At 57.8% G+C, this 23,008-nt stretch carries 24 protein-coding genes; 8 read left to right on the forward strand and 16 right to left on the reverse strand.

What is annotated here, in order from left to right:
- Positions 1 to 269: 269 nt before the first annotated feature.
- Entirely contained in the window at positions 270 to 1,646 is a 1,377-nt protein-coding gene (locus AC30D7_RS27005; protein ID WP_490136112.1) for a hypothetical protein, read from the reverse strand.
- 349 nt (positions 1,647 to 1,995) lie between these two features.
- Between AC30D7_RS27005 and AC30D7_RS27010 the strand changes: the two genes are divergently transcribed.
- From AC30D7_RS27010 to AC30D7_RS27020, 3 genes are all read left to right on the forward strand, one after another.
- Positions 1,996 to 2,580: an eCIS core domain-containing protein gene (locus tag AC30D7_RS27010; protein ID WP_490136113.1), complete on the forward strand. Its 585-nt coding sequence runs from the start codon at positions 1,996 to 1,998 to the stop codon at positions 2,578 to 2,580.
- Between the two features lie 83 nt (positions 2,581 to 2,663).
- Positions 2,664 to 3,791, forward strand: coding sequence for a saccharopine dehydrogenase family protein (locus AC30D7_RS27015; protein ID WP_490136114.1), 1,128 nt, complete (start codon positions 2,664 to 2,666; stop codon positions 3,789 to 3,791).
- 1 nt (position 3,792) lies between these two features.
- Entirely contained in the window at positions 3,793 to 4,284 is a 492-nt protein-coding gene (locus AC30D7_RS27020; protein ID WP_490136115.1) for a DUF2269 family protein, read from the forward strand.
- An 86-nt stretch (positions 4,285 to 4,370) separates the two neighbouring features.
- On the opposite strand, the gene AC30D7_RS27025 is transcribed toward AC30D7_RS27020, so the two are convergent.
- Positions 4,371 to 4,823 carry a thiol-disulfide oxidoreductase DCC family protein gene (locus AC30D7_RS27025; protein ID WP_490136116.1) on the reverse strand — a complete coding sequence of 151 codons (453 nt, stop codon included), beginning with the start codon at positions 4,821 to 4,823 and terminating at the stop codon, positions 4,371 to 4,373.
- A gap of 154 nt (positions 4,824 to 4,977) precedes the next feature.
- On the opposite strand from AC30D7_RS27025, the gene AC30D7_RS27030 reads away from it, so the two are divergent.
- Both AC30D7_RS27030 and AC30D7_RS27035 read left to right on the forward strand, forming a co-directional pair.
- Entirely contained in the window at positions 4,978 to 5,334 is a 357-nt protein-coding gene (locus AC30D7_RS27030) for a VOC family protein (RefSeq protein WP_018925628.1), read from the forward strand.
- 181 nt (positions 5,335 to 5,515) lie between these two features.
- Positions 5,516 to 6,211: a tRNA (adenine(22)-N(1))-methyltransferase gene (locus tag AC30D7_RS27035; protein WP_490136117.1), complete on the forward strand. Its 696-nt coding sequence runs from the start codon at positions 5,516 to 5,518 to the stop codon at positions 6,209 to 6,211.
- A 67-nt stretch (positions 6,212 to 6,278) separates the two neighbouring features.
- On the opposite strand, the gene tssI is transcribed toward AC30D7_RS27035, so the two are convergent.
- Positions 6,279 to 7,574 carry a type VI secretion system tip protein TssI/VgrG gene (gene tssI / locus AC30D7_RS27040; RefSeq protein ID WP_490136118.1) on the reverse strand — a complete coding sequence of 432 codons (1,296 nt, stop codon included), beginning with the start codon at positions 7,572 to 7,574 and terminating at the stop codon, positions 6,279 to 6,281.
- A gap of 245 nt (positions 7,575 to 7,819) precedes the next feature.
- Positions 7,820 to 8,923 (reverse strand): polyamine ABC transporter substrate-binding protein, encoded by a 1,104-nt coding sequence (locus AC30D7_RS27045; protein WP_018925631.1) that lies wholly within the window; start codon positions 8,921 to 8,923, stop codon positions 7,820 to 7,822.
- A gap of 138 nt (positions 8,924 to 9,061) precedes the next feature.
- On the opposite strand from AC30D7_RS27045, the gene AC30D7_RS27050 reads away from it, so the two are divergent.
- Positions 9,062 to 9,853: a response regulator transcription factor gene (locus AC30D7_RS27050; RefSeq protein ID WP_490136119.1), complete on the forward strand. Its 792-nt coding sequence runs from the start codon at positions 9,062 to 9,064 to the stop codon at positions 9,851 to 9,853.
- A gap of 124 nt (positions 9,854 to 9,977) precedes the next feature.
- Here AC30D7_RS27050 and argC read toward each other — a convergent pair whose 3' ends face one another.
- A complete protein-coding gene (argC, locus tag AC30D7_RS27055; protein WP_490136120.1) occupies positions 9,978 to 10,907 on the reverse strand; it encodes an N-acetyl-gamma-glutamyl-phosphate reductase in 930 nt (309 codons plus the stop codon).
- Positions 10,908 to 11,021: 114 nt separating this feature from the next.
- Between argC and AC30D7_RS27060 the strand changes: the two genes are divergently transcribed.
- Positions 11,022 to 11,906, forward strand: coding sequence for a LysR family transcriptional regulator (locus tag AC30D7_RS27060; RefSeq protein ID WP_490136121.1), 885 nt, complete (start codon positions 11,022 to 11,024; stop codon positions 11,904 to 11,906).
- Positions 11,907 to 11,939: 33 nt separating this feature from the next.
- Here the strand turns inward: AC30D7_RS27060 and AC30D7_RS27065 are convergent, their stop codons facing one another.
- Both AC30D7_RS27065 and AC30D7_RS27070 read right to left on the reverse strand, forming a co-directional pair.
- Positions 11,940 to 12,554, reverse strand: a complete 615-nt coding sequence (locus tag AC30D7_RS27065; protein WP_490136122.1) for a LysE family translocator — start codon at positions 12,552 to 12,554, stop codon at positions 11,940 to 11,942.
- 208 nt (positions 12,555 to 12,762) lie between these two features.
- Positions 12,763 to 13,623 (reverse strand): LysR family transcriptional regulator, encoded by an 861-nt coding sequence (locus tag AC30D7_RS27070; RefSeq protein WP_490136123.1) that lies wholly within the window; start codon positions 13,621 to 13,623, stop codon positions 12,763 to 12,765.
- A 193-nt stretch (positions 13,624 to 13,816) separates the two neighbouring features.
- On the opposite strand from AC30D7_RS27070, the gene AC30D7_RS27075 reads away from it, so the two are divergent.
- Positions 13,817 to 15,379 (forward strand): MFS transporter, encoded by a 1,563-nt coding sequence (locus tag AC30D7_RS27075; RefSeq protein WP_490136139.1) that lies wholly within the window; start codon positions 13,817 to 13,819, stop codon positions 15,377 to 15,379.
- Between the two features lie 87 nt (positions 15,380 to 15,466).
- Here AC30D7_RS27075 and AC30D7_RS27080 read toward each other — a convergent pair whose 3' ends face one another.
- From AC30D7_RS27080 to AC30D7_RS27120, 9 genes are all read right to left on the reverse strand, one after another.
- The gene (locus tag AC30D7_RS27080) at positions 15,467 to 16,207 is read right to left on the reverse strand and encodes a Mut7-C RNAse domain-containing protein (RefSeq protein WP_490136124.1); all 741 of its coding nucleotides are present in this window, start codon (positions 16,205 to 16,207) and stop codon (positions 15,467 to 15,469) included.
- Positions 16,208 to 16,332: 125 nt separating this feature from the next.
- Positions 16,333 to 17,097: an ABC transporter ATP-binding protein gene (locus tag AC30D7_RS27085; RefSeq protein WP_046031503.1), complete on the reverse strand. Its 765-nt coding sequence runs from the start codon at positions 17,095 to 17,097 to the stop codon at positions 16,333 to 16,335.
- A gap of 16 nt (positions 17,098 to 17,113) precedes the next feature.
- The gene (locus AC30D7_RS27090) at positions 17,114 to 17,824 is read right to left on the reverse strand and encodes an ABC transporter permease (RefSeq protein WP_204124038.1); all 711 of its coding nucleotides are present in this window, start codon (positions 17,822 to 17,824) and stop codon (positions 17,114 to 17,116) included.
- Positions 17,821 to 18,549 (reverse strand): ABC transporter permease, encoded by a 729-nt coding sequence (locus AC30D7_RS27095; RefSeq protein WP_096479958.1) that lies wholly within the window; start codon positions 18,547 to 18,549, stop codon positions 17,821 to 17,823. The genes AC30D7_RS27090 and AC30D7_RS27095 overlap by 4 nt, the downstream gene beginning before the upstream one ends.
- 55 nt (positions 18,550 to 18,604) lie before the next feature.
- The gene (locus tag AC30D7_RS27100) at positions 18,605 to 19,387 is read right to left on the reverse strand and encodes a transporter substrate-binding domain-containing protein (RefSeq protein ID WP_490136125.1); all 783 of its coding nucleotides are present in this window, start codon (positions 19,385 to 19,387) and stop codon (positions 18,605 to 18,607) included.
- Positions 19,388 to 19,678: 291 nt separating this feature from the next.
- A complete protein-coding gene (gene phnE / locus AC30D7_RS27105; protein WP_490136126.1) occupies positions 19,679 to 20,446 on the reverse strand; it encodes a phosphonate ABC transporter, permease protein PhnE in 768 nt (255 codons plus the stop codon).
- A complete protein-coding gene (locus AC30D7_RS27110; RefSeq protein WP_490136127.1) occupies positions 20,443 to 21,270 on the reverse strand; it encodes a PhnE/PtxC family ABC transporter permease in 828 nt (275 codons plus the stop codon). Before AC30D7_RS27110 ends, phnE begins: the two co-directional genes overlap by 4 nt.
- Positions 21,264 to 22,061: a phosphonate ABC transporter ATP-binding protein gene (locus AC30D7_RS27115; RefSeq protein WP_019648578.1), complete on the reverse strand. Its 798-nt coding sequence runs from the start codon at positions 22,059 to 22,061 to the stop codon at positions 21,264 to 21,266. Before AC30D7_RS27115 ends, AC30D7_RS27110 begins: the two co-directional genes overlap by 7 nt.
- Positions 22,058 to 22,909, reverse strand: coding sequence for a putative selenate ABC transporter substrate-binding protein (locus tag AC30D7_RS27120; protein ID WP_490136128.1), 852 nt, complete (start codon positions 22,907 to 22,909; stop codon positions 22,058 to 22,060). The genes AC30D7_RS27115 and AC30D7_RS27120 overlap by 4 nt, the downstream gene beginning before the upstream one ends.
- Positions 22,910 to 23,008: the final 99 nt, after the last annotated feature.

Consider the following 23,008-nt stretch of genomic DNA (forward strand, 5'->3'; position numbering starts at 1 on the left):
GCCCTGTCCATCGCTGGCGGGCCTTTGAAGTTCGTGCGTTATTGGCTCACGACACCTCTCACGACCCGCCTTGGGCGGTCGTGGTCGTGGTGGTCGAGGCAATGCGTGGCTGATTCATAAAGTGGACAGTATCTGCACGGTATCTGGTTGGCAAGGGGGCGTGACCTGCGTGGCGGTTACTGCTTGTATTGATCGTTGAGGTCCGTTTCTAGTCGGTGACGTCTGTTGCGAAGGGCTGCAAATCGACCCAATACGCCCGTGATTGCGCATTATTCTGCCGCCCTGAGCGTGTTGACCTGGACTATGAGTTTAGAAATATCGGCGGTTTCCACGAACAGATCATAGGCCTCTAGATAGAGGTATTCGTTACTTGTCTGCAGGGCATTATTGGTGACGCAAGTAACCTTGCGGGCCATGCCTTGCAGTGAGGCGACTGTATGTGTGGCGGGAAGGGAGTCGCCTACCGAACACTCAAATTTCTGCACGAATGGTTTGCCGGTGCTCTGAGTGAAGTGTTTGCTGTAAGTGACAACACTCCCAGGTTTGAGTTTTTGCCAATCACCATCCAGGTCGATGTTCGTGAGGGTGCTTTGCTGGTCGTTTTTGCCAGCGAGCTCAGTGCTGCTCGTCGCGGCGAGTTCGATCAGCCCACGCCAGCGTAGGCTTACACGCTGGCTGCCCAGTGCTCCCGTCGCTTGCTCGCGCCATATGCCGCGGGCCGGGCCCGATTGCAAATACAAGTCCATTGGATGGTCGTTGACCACGGCGCGCGGCACGAGCGGAGAGCTAGCGTTGTAGGTGAATTGCAAATGGTTGAGCGTGTGGGTCGGTTGTCCCAGGGGGAGGGCGCTGACCTGTGCCAACAATGTCGCCGGTAGCTCCGGTGTACGCATGTCCGGCGGCAATTTTTGCCGAGTGACTGGCGTGGCGAGTTTCGCCAGGTTGGTGGGCTCGGCGCACATGGCGCCAATTAGCCGGGCACGTTGTTCAGTGTCCAATGCACTGTCGATTGGCTTAACGGGCGGCGGCAGCAAAATCTGATCGCCTAAACGATAAGCCTGGCGAGTGCTGGCCTGGCGGGTTGCACAGTCCACCTCGACACGCTCGAACTGGCGGTCGTAGGGCTTTCCTTCGCTTTCGTCCAGACGGGTGCGCCTGAAGTCGATGCCCGCCCAGATCGAGCGTCGGGAATTCACGATGCCCAGGGTGCCAGGGTCCAATAACAAAAGGTCTTCGCTGTCACCGGGAAGCTGCTTCCAAACGCTGTCTCGGACCGCTTGGCACATCTGCTGAGCGATGTTCCGCGCTTTGTCTGCTGGCAGAACATAGGGACTGCTCCACCTCTTTGCCTGTCGATAATCCATCGCCAATGTCAACGAACCGCAGGTCGCGAAAAGCCGGGCCTGGGTAGCTGGCTCGGTGCCTTCAGCCGGTACGTCAACCGTCAGCACGGCAGTTTGGTCGAGTCTGAAAGTGCTATCCAACGGCAGCGGCCGGGATTGTACTCGGGTCGCCATGGCTCGATTTTGCGCCTCCTGCTCGGCAGCCTCGCGCTTATAGTAGTTGGCCATCCCGTGGCCTTGCAGGGCGCAACCCGCCAGGGTCACAGCGATGGCAACGCCCGCCAGGCGAAATAGAAGATTCACTGCAAACAGCTCCTTGGTGCACCCGTAATTCATCGTGATAGCGGATGCATCTTGTGAGGGGATCGAGGTTTTGACATTGTTGCGACGTGGTCGAGACAATGTCCGTGGTAGTCGAAGGCCAAGAAATATCGAGGGGAGACGGTCCTTCGTCGGTATCTGAGTATCGAGTTCATCTGATCGGCTTGACCATCAAAACCTTTAGGACGGGGAGAGGGCGAGGCTCGAAAGAGGCTTCTCCGGGCGGGCAGCAAACGACCCCAAGCATCCATCGAAAAGAGACCCGACAGGGATACGCTAAAGTTATGTGGGTCGTCGATTGTCCGCCCTGCTTCCGTCCCTGGAGGGTCCGATGCCGCCCATCATTACATGCCTGGTGGCGCTGTCTGTTCTTGGCCTGACTCCTGTAGTGCAAGCCCAGACTAACGCCTGCCCACCTGGCGAGAAACAAGTGTGCCTGAACGGCTGCATCTGCCTGCCAGATCTGGGGCAGATGCCTGATGGCGTCTACCAGGTCGCGGCACCTGCCCTGGCGCTGTGGCTGACCCAGGCACGCGCTGAAGCAGCCAGCGCCGAGATACAGCCCATTCCACCGCACATCCGGGAGCAACTACTGCGCTGGTACGACCCCAGCGTCCTCGATGCCGCGCACTACAAAGTGAGCGACAACGGCCAATTCAGCGCCGCCACTTCCATGCTGCAAAACCCCGACGTCGGTGCCGTGACGCTGATTGACATCATTCTCTTTCGGGACGCTCAAACCGCAGAACAGGACATCGCGCTCTGGGCTCACGAACTGAAGCACGTGCAGCAGTTTCAGGAATGGGGGGTAGAAGGATTTGCCCAGCGCTATACACAAGATTTCAATGCTGTGGAGGCGCCGGCTTATGCCATACAGGCTGAGGTTCGACGGTCGGTGCGGGGAGGGACTCAATGAAGGGTAGCGAAGCCCGCCTGACATTACGGGCATAAAGCAGTCATTATTGGCTGAAAGCAGCCTGTCAGTTAGGGAAGAGTTGAATGGTGTTCAGGGTGATGGTGGTCGGTGGTTACGGAAACTTCGGTAGCATCGTTTGCAGGCATTTGGTGGTGATGCCAGATGTGGAACTGGTGATTTCGGGTCGCGATCCACACAAGTTGCAGCGCAAAGTCGATGAGTTGAAAAGTCAATCGGGCACTGTCACCGAAAGTTGGTGCGGCAATGCCATGGGCACTGAGTTCAAATCCGTTTTGCGCTCGATGGACATCCAGTTGGTCATCCATACTGGCGGCCCGTTTCAGGGGCAATCCTATGCGGTCGCCGAGAGTTGCATCGAGGCTGGTGCGAACTACTGCGACCTGTCTGACTGTCGAACTTTCGTCAACGGCGTTGGCGTACTCGATGCCTTGGCGAAACAGGCAGGAGTGGCGATCCTCAGTGGCTGCAGTTCGGTGCCGACGCTATCGTCAGCCATCATCGATCAGCAGCGCTATCGCTTCAGTCGTATCGACTCGATCGAGCATGGCATTTCCTCTTCGGCGAAGATGCCGGGATTGTCGACCGTCGAAGGCGTACTCGCCTACGCAGGCAAACCGATCAGGCAACTCAAGAATGGCAAAGTGCATGAAGTGTCGGGTTGGCAGGATCTGACGCTGCGCAAGATGCCGCGTCTGGGTACGCGTGTGCTGGCCAACGTCGATGTGCCGGACATGGATATTTTCGCCAGCCGCTATGGCGCGCAAACCCTGAGCTTCAAGGCTGGCGCGGGCTTGAAGCTGGGTGGTGTCGCCAACTATCTGCTGGCTCAGGCGTTGAAGATCGGGCTGGTTCGCGACCATGCCCTTTGGGCTGCCAGACTGCATCGGCTGGGGACCCGGTTCGAACGCTTCGGCGATGGCAAAAGCGCGATGTACATCGACGTTCAGGGCAGGGGAGTTGACGGGAAACCGCTGGCCATGACCGTGCAACTGACGGCCATGAATGACAAGGGGCCGCAAATCCCAAGCTGCGCATCTGTAGCCTTGGCCGCAAAAATGGCCCAGGGGTATGTGCCGCAACCCGGTGCCAGGGCTTGCGTGGGTGAAATTACCGTCGATGAATACATGGCAGCGATCAACGATCCGGACAATTTGAGCCTGTCCGTGCAGTTCTCTGGCGGGCCCCGCTGACATGCTCTATCTGTGCATGAAGTACCTCCACGTCATTGCCGCGATTTTCCTGTTCGGATTCGGCATGGGTTCCTACCTCTATCTGATCGCCGCCAGCCGCACGGCCAACCCTCAAGTGATCGCGCATGTGGCCCGAATGGTCGTGCGCTTCGACACCTGGATTACCACGCCGGCAGGCTTTGTTCAGATCATCACGGGCTACCTGCTGATGAGGCTCTCCGGACTACCCATGACCACGGAGTGGGTGCTGACTTCGTTGATTATCTTCTTCTGCGTGGGTTCGCTTTGGCTGCCGGTGCTGGTGTTGCAGAGGCGGCTGTACCTGATGGCGTCGTGCGCAGTTGAGGCTGGCAACGGACTCGATGATGAATACCGATCCGTGTACAAAAAATGGTGGTGGATGGGGGTGGTCGGTTTTGTCGGGATGTTTGTGATTGTGCTGATGATGGTGACGAAGATGACGCCGGTACAACTGGTTGGGCTATTGGGGTAACAGGATCGGTTTGCTCAAGACTGTGGTGTTCAAGGCCTCTGCCAAACGTGAACGCGAGGCGGTCCAGTTAATGCGGGTGAGGGCGTTCATAGGGGTGCTTTCAAAAAGCGTTGTTCATGATCAGGATCCGGCAACAGGCACGTGTCGTATTTCCCGAAGAGCCGATAACGATTAAGCGCAATGCGGTCGTATGCCCAATCTCGAAGCATGCGAGGGAAGATGCGCAACAGGTTCACTGGGCGCCAGAGTGCGGGCAACTGGGCGATGACTTCGAAAAATGCATCCGAACGCTCCCAGTAGTGTCGGTCGCGGATCACCGCCATGGTGTCGAATTGATCCACGGGCAAACCTGCCCACGCGAGCAGAGCCTGCCCCTCGGGTGACTGAACCGCCGCCAACCGCACTCGCCGCTGGCGGTCATGGCGAATCAAGAAGCTCGCCCAGCCATTGCACAGCTTGCAGACACCGTCGAACAAGACCACCGTCTCTCCTGGTTTGAGCAGCGGCGCGGGTGAGGGGCGGATTTGCGAGGTGGGCATAAGCGTGGGTCCAAGGGAACCTGATTATCCCGGATCATAACCGCGTGCCAGCGTTAAAGTCTGCATTTGGCCGAAGGGGGGGCTGCTCCTTGCCGGCAGCCGCAATAGCCAATGCGTTATCATTGTCCCTTTGAAATTAGCCAAGGAGGCATCCATGAGTGTGCGTGGTAAAGACCGGCAGATCGACAATATTGAATTTAATGTCGACGACATTGCTCGCAGCAAAGCTTTCTACGGCAGTGCGTTCGGCTGGACATTCGTCGACTACGGCCCAACCTATACGGAATTCAGTGATGGCCGCCTTACCGGTGGCTTCACTACGGGAGAGCCGGTTCGACCTGGTGGCCCTTTGATCATTTTGTACTCGGATGATCTCGATGAGGCGCAGCAACGGCTCAAAGCCTTGGGCGCTGTTATCACCCGCGAAATATTCTCGTTCCCTGGTGGAAGCAGATTCCACTTCATTGATCCGGATGGCTATGAACTGGCCGTTTGGACAGCTCAGCAGTAGGTCTCAGGTCGGCCCAAAGCGGTCCATTACCAGGGTTTGCTTTGGGCCGATACTCAAGCGGTAGGTGCGGGTCGAGCCATGGCCCTGGTCGCATAAATTTGAAATGCACAGCGTTGCTCGCCAGAATCGCGGGCCGATCCGGTCAAAGGTGCCGGGCGCTCGTGGTGAAAAGGGGCAGCAGTTGAACCAACAGACATTGTCCATGCGCCTGGAACGCGTGGCGGCACATGTGCCAGCAGGCGCGCGGCTGGCCGATATCGGCTCGGATCACGGCTACCTGCCTGTGGCATTGATGCGCCGTGGCGCCATCGTGGCGGCGGTGGCCGGCGAGGTGGCATTGACGCCATTTCGCTCGGCCGAACGCACCGTGCGCGAGAACGACCTGGACCAGTGGATCACCGTGCGCCTGGCCAATGGCCTGGCGGCAATCGAGCCGGGAGACGGGATCACGGCAATCTGCGTCTGCGGCATGGGCGGCGAGACGATCCGCGACATTCTCGACAGCGGCAAGGCACGTCTGAGCGGGCAGGAGCGCCTGATCCTTCAACCCAACGGCGGCGAGCAGCCACTGCGCCAATGGCTGATGGAAAATGGTTACCGCATCCTCTGCGAGGAAGTGCTGCGGGAAAACCGCTTCGATTACGAAATCATCGTCGCCGAGCGCGCCGGACCTGTGATGTACACCGCCGAGGAGCTGTATTTCGGCCCGCTGCAGATGCAGGTACGCAGCCCGGCGTTCCTGCTCAAGTGGCAGCGCCTGTTGCGCGAGAAGCAACGGACCCTGAGCAACTTCGCAAGGGCGCGGCAGGCCGTGCCCGAGGAGAAGGTGCAGGACGTCGCCCGACAGGCCCGGTGGATCACCGACCTGCTGGCTTGAGCCCTTGACTAAGTAATTGCAGGGGCAAATTTCAACCTGACGGTTGCTGCTCTTATAGGGCTTGCGGTTAGCGGCAGCACAGGCAACCGCTGATCAGCGGTTGGTCGGGGTCGTTTTCGAGAAATGTAACCATGACTTCCATGCCCGTTCGGGGGGGCGTAATTCCACAACTCCAATGGGAGGTCCCCCTCAGCCAACAACAACTCTTGTCGTCAAATCTACCTTCGCGGTCCCAGGGGAACTTGACCTTGACCCTTCCGAGGCGCCTATCACTCTGGATCTCCTCGTCTTCCAGAGCGATGACCACAGCGGTGTGGTTGCTCGGTATCTGAGGTTTCTTGTGAGCCAAAGGCGGACGATAGGACACGTCCCACGGAAGAACGATAAAGCGGTTGCGGTAACCCTGATGAAAGTCATCCTCGTTGTCAGTGTTGCCTCTGGCGACGTTCTCACTCAATACCTGTGGTTGCTTGCCTTCGTGGATGACCTGAGTCACTAACCATAGGTCGTTCCATTCCTGGCGCGGGTGGCCAGAGATCTCCAGAACATGGCCACTGACTAACCGGGTCTGGCCACCTTGACCTTCAGCTTGACGATAAGCCGCGTGGCGGCGCTCCATAGCACGCAGACTTATCTGCTTGCCGTGCTCATGGCTTGTGAAAGGCTTCAGCTTGATATCGTTTTCCATGCCTGGCTGTTGCTCGTTTCTCCCCAGGCGTAGGTTGAAGCGCTTGATCAGTGGCTCGTTGGCCACTCTATCGCTCTCTTGTCCATAAGCAGTGGGTTGCCCAATCCTGGGAAAAGCTGCCTGATCATCGCCAAAGACCAGCACGTGGCCTTGAGCGCTGTGTTGGAAGTGGAAGTGGATACCTTCTTCTTCGCACAAGCGCTGAATAAAGTGCAAATCCGTTTCATCGTACTGGGTACAGTAGTCACGCTCGGGGTAGGTCGACCCCAGATTAAACCGATAAGCTTCACCCACAATCCCGTGTTCTTCCAGTATCAAGGCGACGATTTTCGGCACCGAGAACTGTTGATAGATCCTCTGGTTGATGCGGTGGCGCAAGTAGGACAGGTGCGGTACGAGGGCCAGATTGTAGCGCGTCAAACGCTGAGCATTACCGCTTTGGGCGATGTGATAGATCCGTCCATGGATGCCGCTGCCTTTCGTGTCGAAGGTCAGAAAAGCCTCTACGTCGAAGAGGCTTTCGAGATCCAGGTCAGACCGCTCGCTAACAAGCTCCACGTTGAAGAGATAAGGTCTGCTGATCGCCTCATCTCCGGTAAATGCGAGTACTTGAAAATCGTGCGCAAAACCGTCGATGGTCAAACTGAAAGGCGTCTGATTGGCTGGGCTGAACATCCACTGTTCTCTTCTTGCATAAGGTGTTGAATCGGCGCTGTCGCAGATGTCAATGTCAGGAAGCCGGGTAAGTCCAGCTCAGGGCAAGAGCCTATAACAGGCACTAACCCACTAATTTGGCGCCCCCGTATATCAGCGTTTGTGTCTTACTGTCCGGACATAAATAGCCTCAGCCTGCTGCTCACAGCATGTCCGCGTATAAAACAAAGACATGCATAGAGCAACAGGTGACAAATCAGGTCAGATCACACACCACTCTTCACTTTGGTCCAGATCCGCGTGCGGATTCGCTCTAGCTTCAATGGCAGTGGCTCAAGTGGGATAAGTGTGGCAATGGTCTTTTTGTCTGGATAAATCCAGGGGTTGTCTCGCAACTTCTGTTCGACAAACTCAGCGGCATCTTTGTTAGCGTTAGGGTAGAGAGTGTGGTTTGAGGTCTTGGCAATAACTTCTGGTCGCAACATGTAATTAATAAACGCCATACCTTCCTTTGGGTGGGGCGCGTCTTTTAGAAGAACCAGATTTTCCGACCAGACCAGCGCTCCTTCGCGAGGAAGGCTGTAGGTGATCTTGCGTCCAGTGTTGGTCTTCTCGTTTATGGCCTGCGCAGCAAGGGCACCATTAGCCCATCCCACGACTGCACAAATATTGCCGTCAGCCAGGTCAGCGTCAATTCGGGAGGAGTCGAAATAGAGGACGTAGGGACGGATTTTTAACAGTAGGGCTTGAGCTTTCTGGTAATCATCCGGGTTCCTGCTGTTGCTGGGGAGCCCAAGGTAATGCAAAGCAATCGAAATGATCTCACTTGGAGAGTCAAGCATTGCCACGCCACACGACTGGAGCTTGCTGATGTTTTCTTCTTTGAAGATCAAATCCCAGCTATTCACCGGAGCATTATCACCCAATGCCGCTTTGACTTTGTCAACGTCATAGCCAATGCCGGTAGTACCCCATAAATAGGGCACAGCGTAGCGATTACCAGGATCATTGACCGCGACCTGGGACAAGATATCAGGATCGATATGGGACAAATTGCTCAGTTGATTACGATCCAGCGGCTGAAGTACTCCCGCCTGGATCAGGCTTGGCAACACATTGGAGGTGGCCACAACCACGTCATACCCCGTGCGCCCAGCCATTACTTTGCTCTGCATGATTTCGGCGCTGTCGAAAGCATCCATATGCACTCTGGTGCCAGTTGCCTGCTCAAACTCCTTTGGGGTCTCCGGTGCGAGAAGCCCGAACCAGTTGTACAGATGCACCCCAGGCTCTACAGCTCCCACTGATGTGCTCATCCCAGCACAGAGAAGCGAGGCCGAAAAAATGGTTCGCAAACGTGATTTTCTCATGCAACATCCTTATCAAGACGATGTGCCCTCATGGCCATCGTAAGTCCTGCCAGCGAATATACCGGGCGTTACCGAATAGTAAATACCTACGAATACTTACCTCTGACCTACGAATCCCTAACCCTAAAGGGGTAGAAAATGCCGTTCGACCTTCATAGCCTGGCTTGGCACCGATCGATTGGGAAACTGATCATGCAGTTGAACCGTCCAGAATTCTGGAGTTCGCTTGTTCGTATATTAAACGAATACGTGCAAATCGATAATTGGGTTGTATTGATCTTTAGCAATCAACAAGTGCAAGTTGTTAGTCTTCCTGAGGTCGCAGATGTCGAAGAGGTGGACGCGTTCACTCATCGCTATGTGAAGGGGCTTTACCTGCTGGATCCATTTTATATAGCTAATCGAGAAAACCCCCAGAGCGGTTTCTTTCATTTGCTGGATATTGCGCCGGAATACTTTCTTGAAACTGAGTATTATCATCAATATTTTGCACAATATATCTCCGTGGATGAGGCTCAGTACAATGTTCAGCTCGACGCCGATAGAACGTTATGTATTTCCGTTGGTAGCAAAGTCCGTTTTAATCAAGAACAAATAACAATGCTTGATATTATCAAGCCGTGGGTGACTGCATTAATGCATCAGCGCATGTGTTTTGAAATTGATGTAGAGAAAAATCTCGCTGAGCCACCTCTATGGCCAGAAACGATTACCCAGCTGGGCACGCAAATAACAGCGCGCGAAAGTGATGTGCTCAGATTGTTGCTCAGTGGCTTCTCTAATAAAGAGATAGCCGGAAAGCTTTCCCTCTCGGTGGAAACGATAAAGGTTCATCGGCGCAATATTTATGCCAAATTAAATATCAAGTCACAATCCGAGCTGTTTGCTCGATTTTTTATGCCCAAACAAGATGTTTTCTCTACAAGTTGAAGTCGGCGTTTTAGTCTGGATATTACCGTTAAATGGGTTCACGGCTTCAGGTGCGAACCTTGCCTGACCTCTAAATCCCGGTTCGGGACGAGGGCATCACGCTAATTCGCGCGGGTCATCGGAGTCATGTTCCCGCAAGCATCAAATCCAGATTCTGCACTGCAGCTCCAGCTGCTCCCTTCCCAAGATTGTCAAACACCGCAGCCAACAAAACCTGGCCCGTTTCGTCATTCTCAAACACAGACAGTCGCAGATCATCAGTCCCGTTAAGTGCCTGAGGATCAAGGGACGTCAGCCCTTTAGCCTCCAGCATCGACATCACCTGTACATGGCTCGCATCGGCGTAGTGCCGCATCAGGCACGCATGCAACTGCACCGCACTCACACCTGGCGCCAACAACCGGGTTTGCAAGGGGATGGTCAGCACGATCCCCTGCCGAAAAGCGCCATAGGCCGGCACAAACATCGGCCGCTCCGTCAGACCGCTTTGTTGTTGAATCTCTGGAATATGTTTGTGTGCCAACCCCAGCCCATAGACCTGAAACGCCGACGCCTGTGCTGCGTCTTCTCCCTCATGCTCTTCCACCCCGACACGTCCTTTCCCGGAATAACCCGACACGGCATGAATGTTCATCGGGTAATCCCTGGGCAGTAATCCGGCCTCCAGTAAAGGGCGCAGCAACCCTATGGCCCCCGTTGGATAGCAACCCGGATTGCTGACCCGTCGCGCGGCGGCGATGCGTTGGCTCTGCTGCGGACTCATCTCTGCGAAACCATAGGTCCAGTCTGGATGGGTGCGGTGCGCCGAACTCGCATCGATCACCCGCACGGCGGGGTTTTCAATGGTCGCTACAGCGTCGCGCGCGGCTTGGTCGGGCAAGCACAGAATCGCGATGTCGCAGTTATTGATGGCTTCGGCGCGACGTTGCGGATCCTTGCGATAGTCGGGACTGAGTGTAATAAGCCGCAGATCGCTGCGGTCGCGTAGGCGTTGATGGATTTGCAACCCGGTGGTGCCTTGGTCGCCATCGATGAATACAAGGGGACTTGCCATGGAATGCTCTCGGACGTTGGAAATCAGGAGTTCCAATCTTCAGTGAGGCGCTAAAATAGGAAAAGTTGAATTTATAAACGATGAAATTCAGTTTTTCTGAACGAGGAGTCACTCATGCGCGAAATCAGCCTGGACCGTCTGCGCACTTTGGTGGCGATTGCCGACCTGGGTTCGTTTGCCGAGGCGGCCCGTGTGCTGCACTTGGCGCCACCCACGGTCAGTTTGCATATCGCCGACCTGGAGGCGCGCGTGGGCGGTAAGCTGTTGTCGCGCACGCGTGGGCGCGTTCAGCCTTCGGCGATTGGGAACACACTGGTGGAGCGTGCGCGGCGCCTGTTGGCGGATGCGGAGCAGGCGCTTGAGGACGTGGAACGTCAGGTACAGGGATTGGCCGGGCGTGTGCGGCTAGGCGCCTCCACAGGGGCCATCGCACAGTTGATGCCGCACGCTTTGGAGACGTTGAGCCAGCGCCATCCCGCTATCGATGTGCAGGTCGCGGTGCTCACGTCGCAGGAAACTTTGAAGAAGCTTGCCGAGGGCGCTTTGGAGATCGGTTTGGTCGCGCTGCCGCAGTCCCCGGTGAAGGGCTTGCGGATCGAGCCATGGCGACGGGACCCGGTCATGGCCTTCTTGCCAGCTCGCTGGGAATCCCCGGAGGTTGTGACCCCCGACTGGCTGTTCACTCAGCCATTGATTCTGAATGACAACACCACTCGTCTTTCGCGTTTGACTGCGGAGTGGTTCGCCAGTGGTGGGCCGCAGCCTGCGCCGCGTATTCAACTGAACTACAACGATGCGATCAAAAGCCTGGTGGCAGCTGGCTATGGTGCGACGTTGTTGCCGCATGAAGCCTCCACGCCATTGCCTGATACCAGGATCGTCATGCGGCCATTAAAGCCCTTATTGTGGCGTCAACTGGGTATTGCCCACCGTAGTCGAGACATCGAACGGCCTACGCAACATGTGCTGGATGTACTGTGGGAGTTGAGTGCGGGGTAGGGGATTTTGTCAGGCGAATCAATCGTGGGATTGCTAAACCAACTGGCGGACTCCCAAAGATAAAATCAAACCGCCGCACAGTCGGTCGATAGCTTTTTTCCTCCCTTGATACGCGGACGCAATCTTGGGTTGCGAAAGAGTGATTGCGACCATTCCATACCAGGTCATTGAAACCACCACTACAACTGCCAGCATCGACAAAAACGTGCCTGGTGAAACGTGGGCGGGGGCTGCTGCTGAAAAAACAGCGGCATAGAAGGCCATGGACTTGGGGTTGCCGATGTTGGTAACCACCCCCTGAATGAAGGACTGCCGGCAACTACCGGCGACGGTATCATTTAGCGGACCAAGCGCATTCTTCCCCGCGTTGATCAGCAGTCGGAATCCGAACCACATCAGGTAGGCGGCGCCCAGAACCTTTACAACAAGCGCAGCCCAAGGGAGCGCAGCAAATACAACCCCGAGACCTGCAATTGCACAGGTGGACCAGAACAAATTGACCAGTACGATGCCCGCTACCAAGGCCAGAGCTTCTGACCGTGTAGCCGCCACCGCTTTATGGACCACTGCAACGAAATTTGGCCCAGGGATAACGACACCGGCCAAGTAGACCAAAAAGACTGTCAAAACGGCGGAACCATCGATCATGTGCTTCCTCGCGAGTCCTGTGGACGGTGTTCGTCACGCCAATAAGATGTTCCAGGAGCAAGGTCGCTCGTGACCTCAACGTCCATCGAGATAAGAGTTTTACACAGGGCTTTCGAGATCAGGGGCTTTTTACACATTCTGGACTCAAAGCAACCCTTCGCAATCAACAGGGCACTTACTCTGGAGTGCCAATGGCAGCCAGCTTGTTCTAGATCGATGATGACTCAGACATCTCCACCAGCAGTTGTCCAAATGCATTGGCCGCGGGCGTCTTTCCCGTGACACTCCATATCAGTCTGAAATCAGCATCCAGCAGCGGTGGCAGGCCATGTTGGCCGTCAATGACCACCATGCCAGGCTCTAGATCGCCCAGCGGTAGAGCGGTGACGGCAAGTCCCGCCAATACCGCCGCTCTCAGTCCTTGTTGACTTGGAGAGGTAAAGGCGACCCGCCAATCTACGGTGGAACTCTCCAACGCATCTACGGCCACCTGGCGGTGCAAGCAGGGTGCTGGGGCAAACGCCAGTGGCAAAGGGGCATCGCCGGTAAATTCGAAATTCTGCGCAGCGGCCCAGACAAACCGGGTTTCGCGCAGCACGGTACCGCCGGCCTGGCTGCCCGGCAATGCCATGACCACGGCCAGATCGAGCCCGTCGGCATCAACCAGTGCGCGCAGATCGAGGTAGGTGCCGACGGTTACATCCAGGCGTACGGCGGGAAATTGTCTGGCGAACCGAGTCAGTAACGGCGGCAGGCCGTCGCCGATAAAGTTTTCTGGCACACCGAAGCGCACGGCCCCGAATACCGACGACGCTTCGAAACGTCGGGAGAGGGCGTCTTGTGCTCTGAGGATTTGTTCGGCATGGCGCAGAAAATCTTCACCATCTTCCGTCAGTGTCAAACGTCGGGTAGTGCGTACCAATAGCGTGGTACCGACCTGTTCTTCCAAACGCCGGATCTGATGACTGATCGCTGACTGGCTCAAATGCAGCCGCTCTGCGGCACGAGTGAAACTACCGGTGTCCTTGATCGCGACAAAAGCACGCAACAGAGCTGGGTCGAAGTCCATTAAGTCAACTCATGACGAATATTAATAAAACCTACGAAATTAAATCATTTCTGTCATTTTTTAATTGCTTCCAGAATGCGGCCGGTCACTTGGACTTGTGCCGGGTGACGCTGGCGAGGCTATCGCGTCTCTACTCCTGACGGCGTTCAGAGCGGTCTTGCCAGTGCCCATCAACTTGATCTGGAAGATCACGATGCAGTTCTCTTCTTCGCAAAAGGATATTTTCACCATCGCCGCCGTGTGCCTGGCGTCGCTGATGTTCGGCTTGGAAATCTCGAGCGTGCCGGCAATCCTGCCGACTCTTGAATCGGTTCTGCACAGCGATTTCAAAGATATGCAGTGGATCATGAATGCCTACACCATCGCCTGCACCACGGTGCTGATGGCCACCGGCACATTGGCGGATCGGTATGGGCGCAAGCGAGTGTTTGTCATCAGCCTGGTGCTTTTCGGCATTACCTCACTGGGCTGTGGATGGGCACAAAGCGCCAGTGTGTTGATCGCAAACCGTTTCCTGCAAGGTATGTCCGGTGGTGCCATGCTGATCTGTCAGGTGGCCGTGCTGTCTCACCGGTTCCAGTCGGGAGTTGCGCGCGGAAAAGCGTTCAGTGCCTGGGGAATCGTGTTCGGTATCGGTTTGGGGTTTGGCCCGATAATCGGCGCCGTTATCGTGGCGTTGTCGAGTTGGGAATGGGTGTTTCTGGTGCATGCGCCCATTGCCGTGCTCGCGCTGGTGCTGGTGCATGCGCCCATTGCCGTGCTCGCGCTGGTGCTGGTGATCGCCGGTGTCGATGAGTCACGTGATCCGCAGCGTCGCAGGCTGGATGTGTTGGGCATTATTTCGCTGTCACTGGCAGTGTTTGGCCTTTCCTGGTTCATCACCCAGGGCGCGGGGGAGGGTTTCTCCAGCGGTTCGGCCATCACTTGTCTGGTTGTGGCAATGCTCAGCTTTATCGTCTTTGTCGTTGCGCAGCGACGCTATGTCGATCCGATGTTCGACTTCTCGGTATTGCGCATCCGTCGCTTCTCGGGTGCCTTGCTAGGGTCGGCAGGCATGAACTTCAGCTTCTGGCCGTTCATGATTTACCTGCCGCTGTACTTTCAAAATAGCCTGGGCTACGCCAGTGTCGGCACCGGTCTGGCACTGCTGGCCTATACGCTGCCGACGCTGGTTGTTCCCCCGTTAGGTGAACGGCTGGCGCTGCGCTATCGACCTGACGTGGTGATTCCCGCAGGTTTGTTCACCATAGGATTGGGGTTCCTGCTGATGAAATGGGGCAGCAGTGTCGCGCACGCCAGCTGGCTGACGATGCTTCCAGGCTGTCTGATCGCCGGAATCGGACTGGGGCTGACCAATACACCTGTGACCAATACCACCACCGGATCGGTGCCCAGTGAACGTGCCGGCATGGCATCGGGCATCGATATCAGCGCTCGCATGATCAGCCTTGCAATCAATATCGCGCTGATGGGATTCATCTTGGTGGAAGGTATCCTGTCTTCCCTGCGCAACCAGTTGTCTGGCTCGCCCGATGATGGGCAACTGAGATGGCTGGCGGAGAATATTTCGGCCGGCAACTCTGCCGTGTTGGTGCCGACTGGCCAAGGGATCACGATTCCGGTCGATGTCGCCAACGCAGCTTTGGCGCATGGGTTTGGCTGGGTGATGCTGTATGGCGGTATTGCTGCATGGGTGCTGGTGGTGGCAAGTTACCTGGTCTTTCGTTCGAGCAAAGCTGTTCATTCTCAGCGCTGACTGTCATTCGAAGGACTGCTTCTGGCCGTTATCCATCTGATGCAAAAGCCAGTGATTCCTGGCAACGCACTGGTCCGATGCGCTCGACTATCGGTCCAGCAGAGGTGCCAACAGTGCACACATGCCGCGCCAGTGCGAACCCTCCCAGTAAATCCGTTGGCAGGCGTCACAGCGCAGGAAGTGCGAATAGAGGACGCCAACGCGTGGCGGCACTTGCGGCCGGGCCAGTTCCGGGCTGATCTCGTGTAGCGGCAGGTTGCAATGGAGGCACAGGCTGAAGGGGCGCGCGCTACGCGCCAGGTCGAGGCGCTCGTACAATTCGCGCAGCTGCAGCGACGGTTTCAGGGCATGCACGTAACAGCCGTGGCTGATGATCCGCCGCTTGAGCAGTTCGCGGTCGCGGGTTAGCACGATGCGTCCTTGCTGCGCGGCGATTTCGGCGATCTCGGCATCGTCGAAGCCATTGTCGTAGAGGGTGTCGAAGCCGCTCATGCGCAGCAGACTGGCCAATCCACCAAGGTGCGCATCAGCGACGAAGCGCAGCACCCGTAAAGGTTGCGCACGAACCTTGAGCAACGGACTGATGTCCAGCGTTTCGAACTTGGGATACACCGCCAGCCGGTCACCGTCGAAGATCACCCGCTCGAAGCCCACCGACTCGCCATTGAGCAGCACCATCTCGACCTCGGTGTGCGGTATCCCGAGCGCCTCGATCATGTGCTTGACCGTCGCCCCTTGCGCGCACTCGCAAGTGAAGGACTGCCGCCGCCGTTCGGCCGGCAGGAAATCGTTGAGCTCCTCGTAGAAACGGAAAGTTGCACGGGTCATGCTGAACAGTATGGCAGGGCTGCAGGAAGAATGAGTTCAGCTGCTCGGTAGAGGGCGGGAGGGATGGATTATCAGGTTGAGCCAGCGCCTTCGAGCAACCCAGCGGTCGCTCGAAGGCGCTCCGGTTACTTCAGGTTGCCGCTGAGGAATTGCTGCAGGCGCTCGCTCTTGGGGTTGCCCAATACGTCCTCGGGCGCACCTTGCTCTTCGACCCGCCCCTGGTGCAGGAACAGCACCTGGTTCGACACTTTTCGCGCAAAGCTCATTTCGTGGGTCACCATGATCATGGTGCGGCCTTCTTCGGCCAGCCCCTGGATCACCTTGAGCACTTCGCCCACCAGTTCCGGGTCCAGGGCCGACGTCGGCTCGTCGAACAGCATGATCTCCGGTTCCATGCTCAGGGCACGGGCAATGGCGACCCGTTGCTGCTGACCACCCGAGAGAAACGCCGGGTATTGATCAGCAACCCGTGCCGGCAAACCGACCTTGTCCAGGTAGCGCCGGGCGCGATCCTCTGCGTCCTTCTTGCTGACGCCCAGCACCCGGCGTGGTGCCATGGTGATGTTTTCCAGCACCGTCATGTGGCTCCACAGATTGAAGTGCTGGAACACCATCGCCAGGCGAGTGCGGATGCGTTGCAGCTCGTTGGCGTCGGCCACGCGCATGCCGTGGCGGTCATGGACCATTTGAATGGGCTGGTTGTCCAGGCTCATGGCGCCGTCGTTGGGCGTTTCCAGGAAGTTGATGCAACGTAGAAAGGTGCTCTTGCCCGAACCACTGGCGCCGATCAGGCTGATCACATCGCCGGTCTTGGCGTTCAGCGAAACGCCCTTTAGGACTTCATGGTTGCCGTAACTTTTGTGCAGGTTTTCAACGGTCAATTTGTACATGAACAAGCATCCTGAATTAGTGAGCCGGGCCGAGGAAAGACAACCAACGGCGTTCAGCCAGGCGGAACAGGCCGACCAGGGAGAAAGTGACTGCCAGGTAGATCAACGCGGCGAGGCCGAACGACTGGAAGGTCAGGAAGGTCGCCGAGTTGGCGTCCCGCGCGACTTTCAGGATGTCCGGGATGGTCGCGGTGAAGGCCACGGTGGTCGAGTGCAGCATCAGAATCACTTCGTTGCTGTAGTAAGGCAGCGAGCGACGCAGGGCGGACGGCATGATCACGTAGGCATAGAGCTTCCAGCCGGTCAGCCCGTAGGCTTTGGCCGCTTCGACTTCACCGTGGTTCATGCTGCGAATCGCCCCGGCGAAGATCTCCGTGGTGTACGCGCAGGTGTTCAGGGCGAAGGCGAGGATGGTGCAGTTCATCGCATCGCGAAAGAACGCATCCAGTACTGGCTGAGCACGCACCGCGGCCAGGCTGTAAATGCCGGTGTAGCAAATCAGCAGCTGGATATACAGCGGCGTACCGCGAAACAGGTAGGTGTAGAACTGCACCGGCCAGCGCACCAAGACATTGCTCGAGACCCGGGCAATCGACAACGGGATCGACATCACGAAGCCGAAGAGGATCGAAGCACTGAGTAGCCAGAGGGTCATGGCCAGCCCGGTGATGTGATTGCCGTCCTGGAACAGGAAAGGTTTCCAGTATTCCTGCAGTAGCTCGATCATCGCACGGCCTCCCGGGTGCCTGCGGCGTAGAAAATTTCCATCCGGCGCAAGACGTAGTTCGAAACGGTGGTGATCACCAGATAGATCAAGGCGGCCAGAATCAGGAAGAAGAACAGCTGATAGGTGCTCTTGCCCGCGTCCTGGGCCACCTTGACCAGATCGGCCAAGCCGATGATCGACACCAGCGCGGTGGCCTTGAGGATCACCATCCAGTTATTACCGATGCCCGGCAGGGCAAAACGCATCATTTGCGGGAACACCACCAGGCGAAAGCGCTGGGCGCGGGTCAGGCCGTAGGCGGTAGCCGCTTCCATCTGCCCTCGCGGTACGGCAAGGATGGCACCACGGAAGGTTTCGGTGAAATAAGCCCCGTAGATGAAGCCCAGGGTAATGACCCCGGCGCTGAACGGGTTGATCTCGATGTATTCCCATTCCATGAAGTCGGTGAACGAGGACAGCCAGGTTTGCAGGCTGTAGAAGATCAACAGCATCAGCACCAGGTCCGGCACCCCGCGAATCAGCGTGGTGTAGGCCTGCGCAGGGACGCGCAGCAGTGCCGATTTTGAAAGCTTGGCGCTGGCGCCGATCAGGCCCAGGCCAACGCTCACCAGCAAGCACAGAAAGGATAATTTGACCGTCATCCAGGAGCCTTGCAGCAATAGCGGGCCGAAACCCTGAAGGCTAAAGTCTGACAGCCCAAGAATCTGCAATAAGTTTTCTAGCATTGAGCAGCCCTACCTCAATCAAAAAAGTGCCCATCCGGAAATGGGCGCAGGGTCATTATTTGTCGCTGTAGAGATTCAGATCGCCAAAGTGCTTCTGCTGGACAGCCGCATAGGTGCCATTGTCGTGCAGTGCCTTGATACCTTTGTTCAGCAAGGCCTGAAGCTCGACGTTGCCTTTGGTGAGACCCACGGCGGTCTTGGCTGGAAGGAGGGGATTTTCGACCGGCTCGCTGACTTGGAAGTCGGCGCCTGGTGGCGACTTCAGGAAGCCCAGTTCTGCTTGCAGCATGTCCTGGATCGAGGCATCGAGGCGTCCGGAGATCAAGTCAGCGTACACCTGGTCCTGATTGGCGTAGGCCTGGGTCTCTACCCCGGCCTTGTCCAGCACGGCCTTGGCGTAGGCTTCCTGGATGGAGCCTTGCTCGTAGCCGATTTTCTTGCCCTTGAGGGCGGCCGGATCGATGCCGATGGCCGCGCCTTTCTTGAATACCAGCGCGGTCGGGCCAGAGAACAGCTCGTTCGAGAAATCGATGACTTTCTCACGCGCCGGCGTGACGGTCATGGAAGAGATCACGCCATCGAACTTGTTGGCCTTGAGGCCGGGAATCATGCCGTCGAAGTCGCTTTCAACCCACTTGCACTTGACCTTCAGCTCCGCGCAGATCGCGTTGCCCAAGTCGATGTCGAAGCCCACCAGGCCGCCGTCGGCGGCCTTGGATTCGAACGGCGCATAAGAGGGGTCGACGCCAAATCGCAACTCCTTGTACTCCTTGGCCAGCGCAGAACCGGCAGCCATACACAAAGCCAATGCAGAAAGAGTGAGAAATGCTTTTTTCATTATTTTATTCCCAGGGACCATCGAAAGCGCTTGTGCCGCAAGAGCGCGTGTACTGCGCTGCGAAATGTCCTATGCACACGCAAGTACTTGTACAGACAAGCATATGCAATCGCCCGGCCAATTCGCCGATTGGGCGTTTGAGAAAGCGCGTGCAGCGCTCTGGGATGGGCTTGGCAGGCAGGTGAACGCTGGGGAGAGGTAGCCTGCGAGGCTGTTACCTAAGCAGGCTTTTACACTCGGCTGGGGTATGCGGTAACAAAGTGTGGGGTTAAGGGCGCTGACTTTCCTGGCTCAAGCCTTGACCCAACGCTGACGGCTCCAGCTACTCAATGTATCGACCGCCAAGACCAATAACAGCATCGCCAGAATAACCGTGCTGGCTTGAGCTTCCTGGAACAGGCTGAGGCTGACATAGAGCATTTGCCCCAAACCACCGGCGCCGACGAAGCCGAGCACACTGGCCATGCGGATGTTGTTTTCCCAGCGGTACAGGATGTAGGCCAGTAGCTGTGGCAACAGGTTGGGCAGGGTGCCGTAACAGAATGCCAGGATGGCATTGCCGCCCTGCAGGCGGATGGCGTCGGCCGGTTCCGGCGGGGTGTTTTCCAGGGCTTCGGCGAACAACCGGCCGAGCACGCCGGTGGTGTGCAGGGCCAAGGCCAGGGTGCCGGCGTTGGGGCCGAGCCCGGCGGCCAGGACCATCAGTGCGGCCCATACCAGTTCCGGCACCGCGCGCAAGGCGTTGAGCACCAGGCGTGACGCGCTCTGCAAAGGCCAGCCGTAGCGCCCGGCTGCGGGCAATGCCAGTAACAGGCCGAACACCGCCGCGAGCAGGGTGCCCAGGGCCGACATGGCCAGGGTTTCCAGGGCGCCGTGGCCGATGGCTTGCAGATGGCCCGGGCTCAGGTCCGGGCTGAGAAAACGCTGGGCATAAGCGCCCATCTGCTTCAGGTTGCCGGCGCCGCCGAGCTCGCCGAGGTCGATGCCCAGGTAGTTGAACGAGGCGATGACCGCTGCGCCGATGCACAGGAGCAGTGCCAGGTTGAACAGGCGATTCATGTCAGCCTCCAGCGCAGCAGACGGCTGAGTTGATCGGCGAGCAGCACCAGGACGAGGAACGTCAATAACAGACTGGCCACTTCACCACCGGCGAACATGCGCAACGACAAATCCATTTGCTGGCCCAGGCCGCCGGCTCCGACGAAGCCCATCACCACCGAGGCGCGGATGGCGCATTCCCAGCGGTACACCGTGTATGACAGCAGTTCCGCGGCGACATTGGGCAGAATCCCGTAGCAAAAGGCTGCGAGCCGACCGCTGCCGGATTGCAGTAGCGCGTGTACCGGGCGCTGGTCGACCGACTCGAAAATTTCCGCATAGACCTTGCCCAACATACCGCTGTAGGTGATGGCAATGGCCAGTACCCCGGCTGTCGGGCCGAGGCCGACGGCGCGCACGAACAGCAGGGCCCAGACAATTTCCGGCACGCTGCGCAGGAAGATCAGCAAGCCGCGTATGGGCCAACGCAGCAGTTGGCCCCAATAGCTCGGGTGGCCAGCGCGGGAGGCAGCAGACAGCGACAGGGCACGACTGGCGAGCAGGCCGGCGGGAACAGCCAACAGCAACGCCAGGGCCATGCCGGTCGTGGCGATGGCCAGGGTCTGCAGGGTGGCTTGCAACAACAGCTGGATGAACTCGTCGCCATGGGCCGGTGGCCAGAAGGCGGACACGAACCGGCCCATCTCGCTCTGACTGTCACTCGCCACCAGCACACGGAGGTCCAACTCGCTGAAGCGGATGCCGGGCCACAGCAAGGCAAGGGCCAGCAGGGTGAGCAGCAGACGGGGCAGGGCGGCCGGATCGCGGGTGTCAGACGTCAGCATCGGGGGATCTGCACACTCAAGGGAGCCGGAGGAATCGGCGAGGACTGCAACTGCTCATTGGCGTAGAGCTTGTCGAGCAGCTCGCGATCGACGGCGCTGGCCGCAAGGTCGAACAGGATCTGTCCATCACGCAAGCCGATGATGCGCGAAAAGTGCGCCAGGGCCAGCTCCACCGCGTGCAGGCTGGCGACCAGGGTGACGTTCTGCTCCCGGGCATGGCGGCACAGCACCGAAAGCGTGTGCTGGGCCAACACCGGGTCCATGGCCGATACCGGCTCATCGGCCAGCAACACCTCGGGCGCTTGATATAACACGCGGGCAATGCCCACGCGCTGTAGTTGTCCGCCGGACAGTTGCTGGCAATGCGCGAACAACTTGTCACTCAGGTCCAGCCTGGCCAATGCCGCGCGTGCGCCCGGAACATCCAGCGGATGCAGCAGGTTCAGCAGGCTCTTGCCCAGACCCCACTGACCCAGCTTGCCGGCCAGAACTGCGGTGACCACGCGCTGGCGCGGGGGCAGGGGAGGCGCCTGATGAATCAGACCGATACGCGCGCGCAGCCGCTGGCGTTGACGGGCAGAAAGCTGCCAGACGCGCTCGCCGAGCACCTGCAGCTCGCCGTTGCCCGGTCGCAGGGCGGTGGCCAGCAGGTTGAGCAAGCTCGACTTACCCGCGCCGGACGGGCCGATGATCGCGACCTGTTCGCGGGCACCGATGTGCAGATCCACGCCACGCAGCGCCTGGACACCGTTGGCGTGGGTAAGGCTGACCTGGGTCAGATGCAATGTCATTTGAGCAGTTCGGCGGCGCGTGCGGCTTCCTCAATGCCCTTGTAGTTCTCAGGCTTGGTTTCGATAAAGCGGCTGGCGGCCTGCAGGTCCAGAATCTCCTTGTCTTTCGGGTTCGACGGATCGAGTGCCAGGAACGCAGCCTTTATCTTGGCCGCCAGCGCCGGATCGAGGGTTCCGCGCACCGTCCAGTTGTAGTCGAAGTACGCTGGGGTGGTCGAAAACACTTTGACCTTGGTGGTATCGACCTTGCCGGCAGCGACCAGTTTTTCCCACACGCTGGCGTTGAGCACCCCGGCGTCGACCTTGCCAGCCTGGACCCAGGCAACGGTGGCGTCATGGGCACCGGAGTAGCCCACGCGGCTAAAGTACGTTTCCGGCTTGATGCCTTCCTTGAGCATGAAGTAGCGCGGCATGAGACTGCCGGAAGTCGAGGACACCGAGCCGAAGGCAAAGGTCTTGCCCTTGAGATCGGCGAGGGACTTGACGGCTGGGTCGGCGGTGATGAATTTGCTGGTGAATTGGGCGTCCTGTTCACGCTGCACCAGCGGAATGGCGTTACCGGTTTTCAAGCGTGCCTGCACAAACGTAAAGCCGCCCAGCCAGGCCAGATCGATGCGGTCGGTAGCCAGCGCCTCGACCACAGCCGGATAATCGCTCACGGGTACGAACTCAACCTTCATGCCCAATTGTTGTTCCAGATAGGCGCCAAGCGGCTTGAACTTGCGCAGCAGTTCGGTCGGGGCTTCATCGGGAATCGCGCTGACTTTCAGGGTCTCGGCGGCTTGCGCCAGCAGGGTGCAAAAAGACAAGGACAAGCCGACGGCCAGTGCCAGGGTACGCTTGAGCATGGAACATCTCCGGTGCATTTACGAAAGAATGTCGAGGCGCCTGGCACAAGGTGATTGCTGCGTGGCGCTTCGTGAGGGTAGCCGAAATGGAGCGAAATT

It is taken from the genome of Pseudomonas sp. DF5 (genome assembly GCF_058148225.1).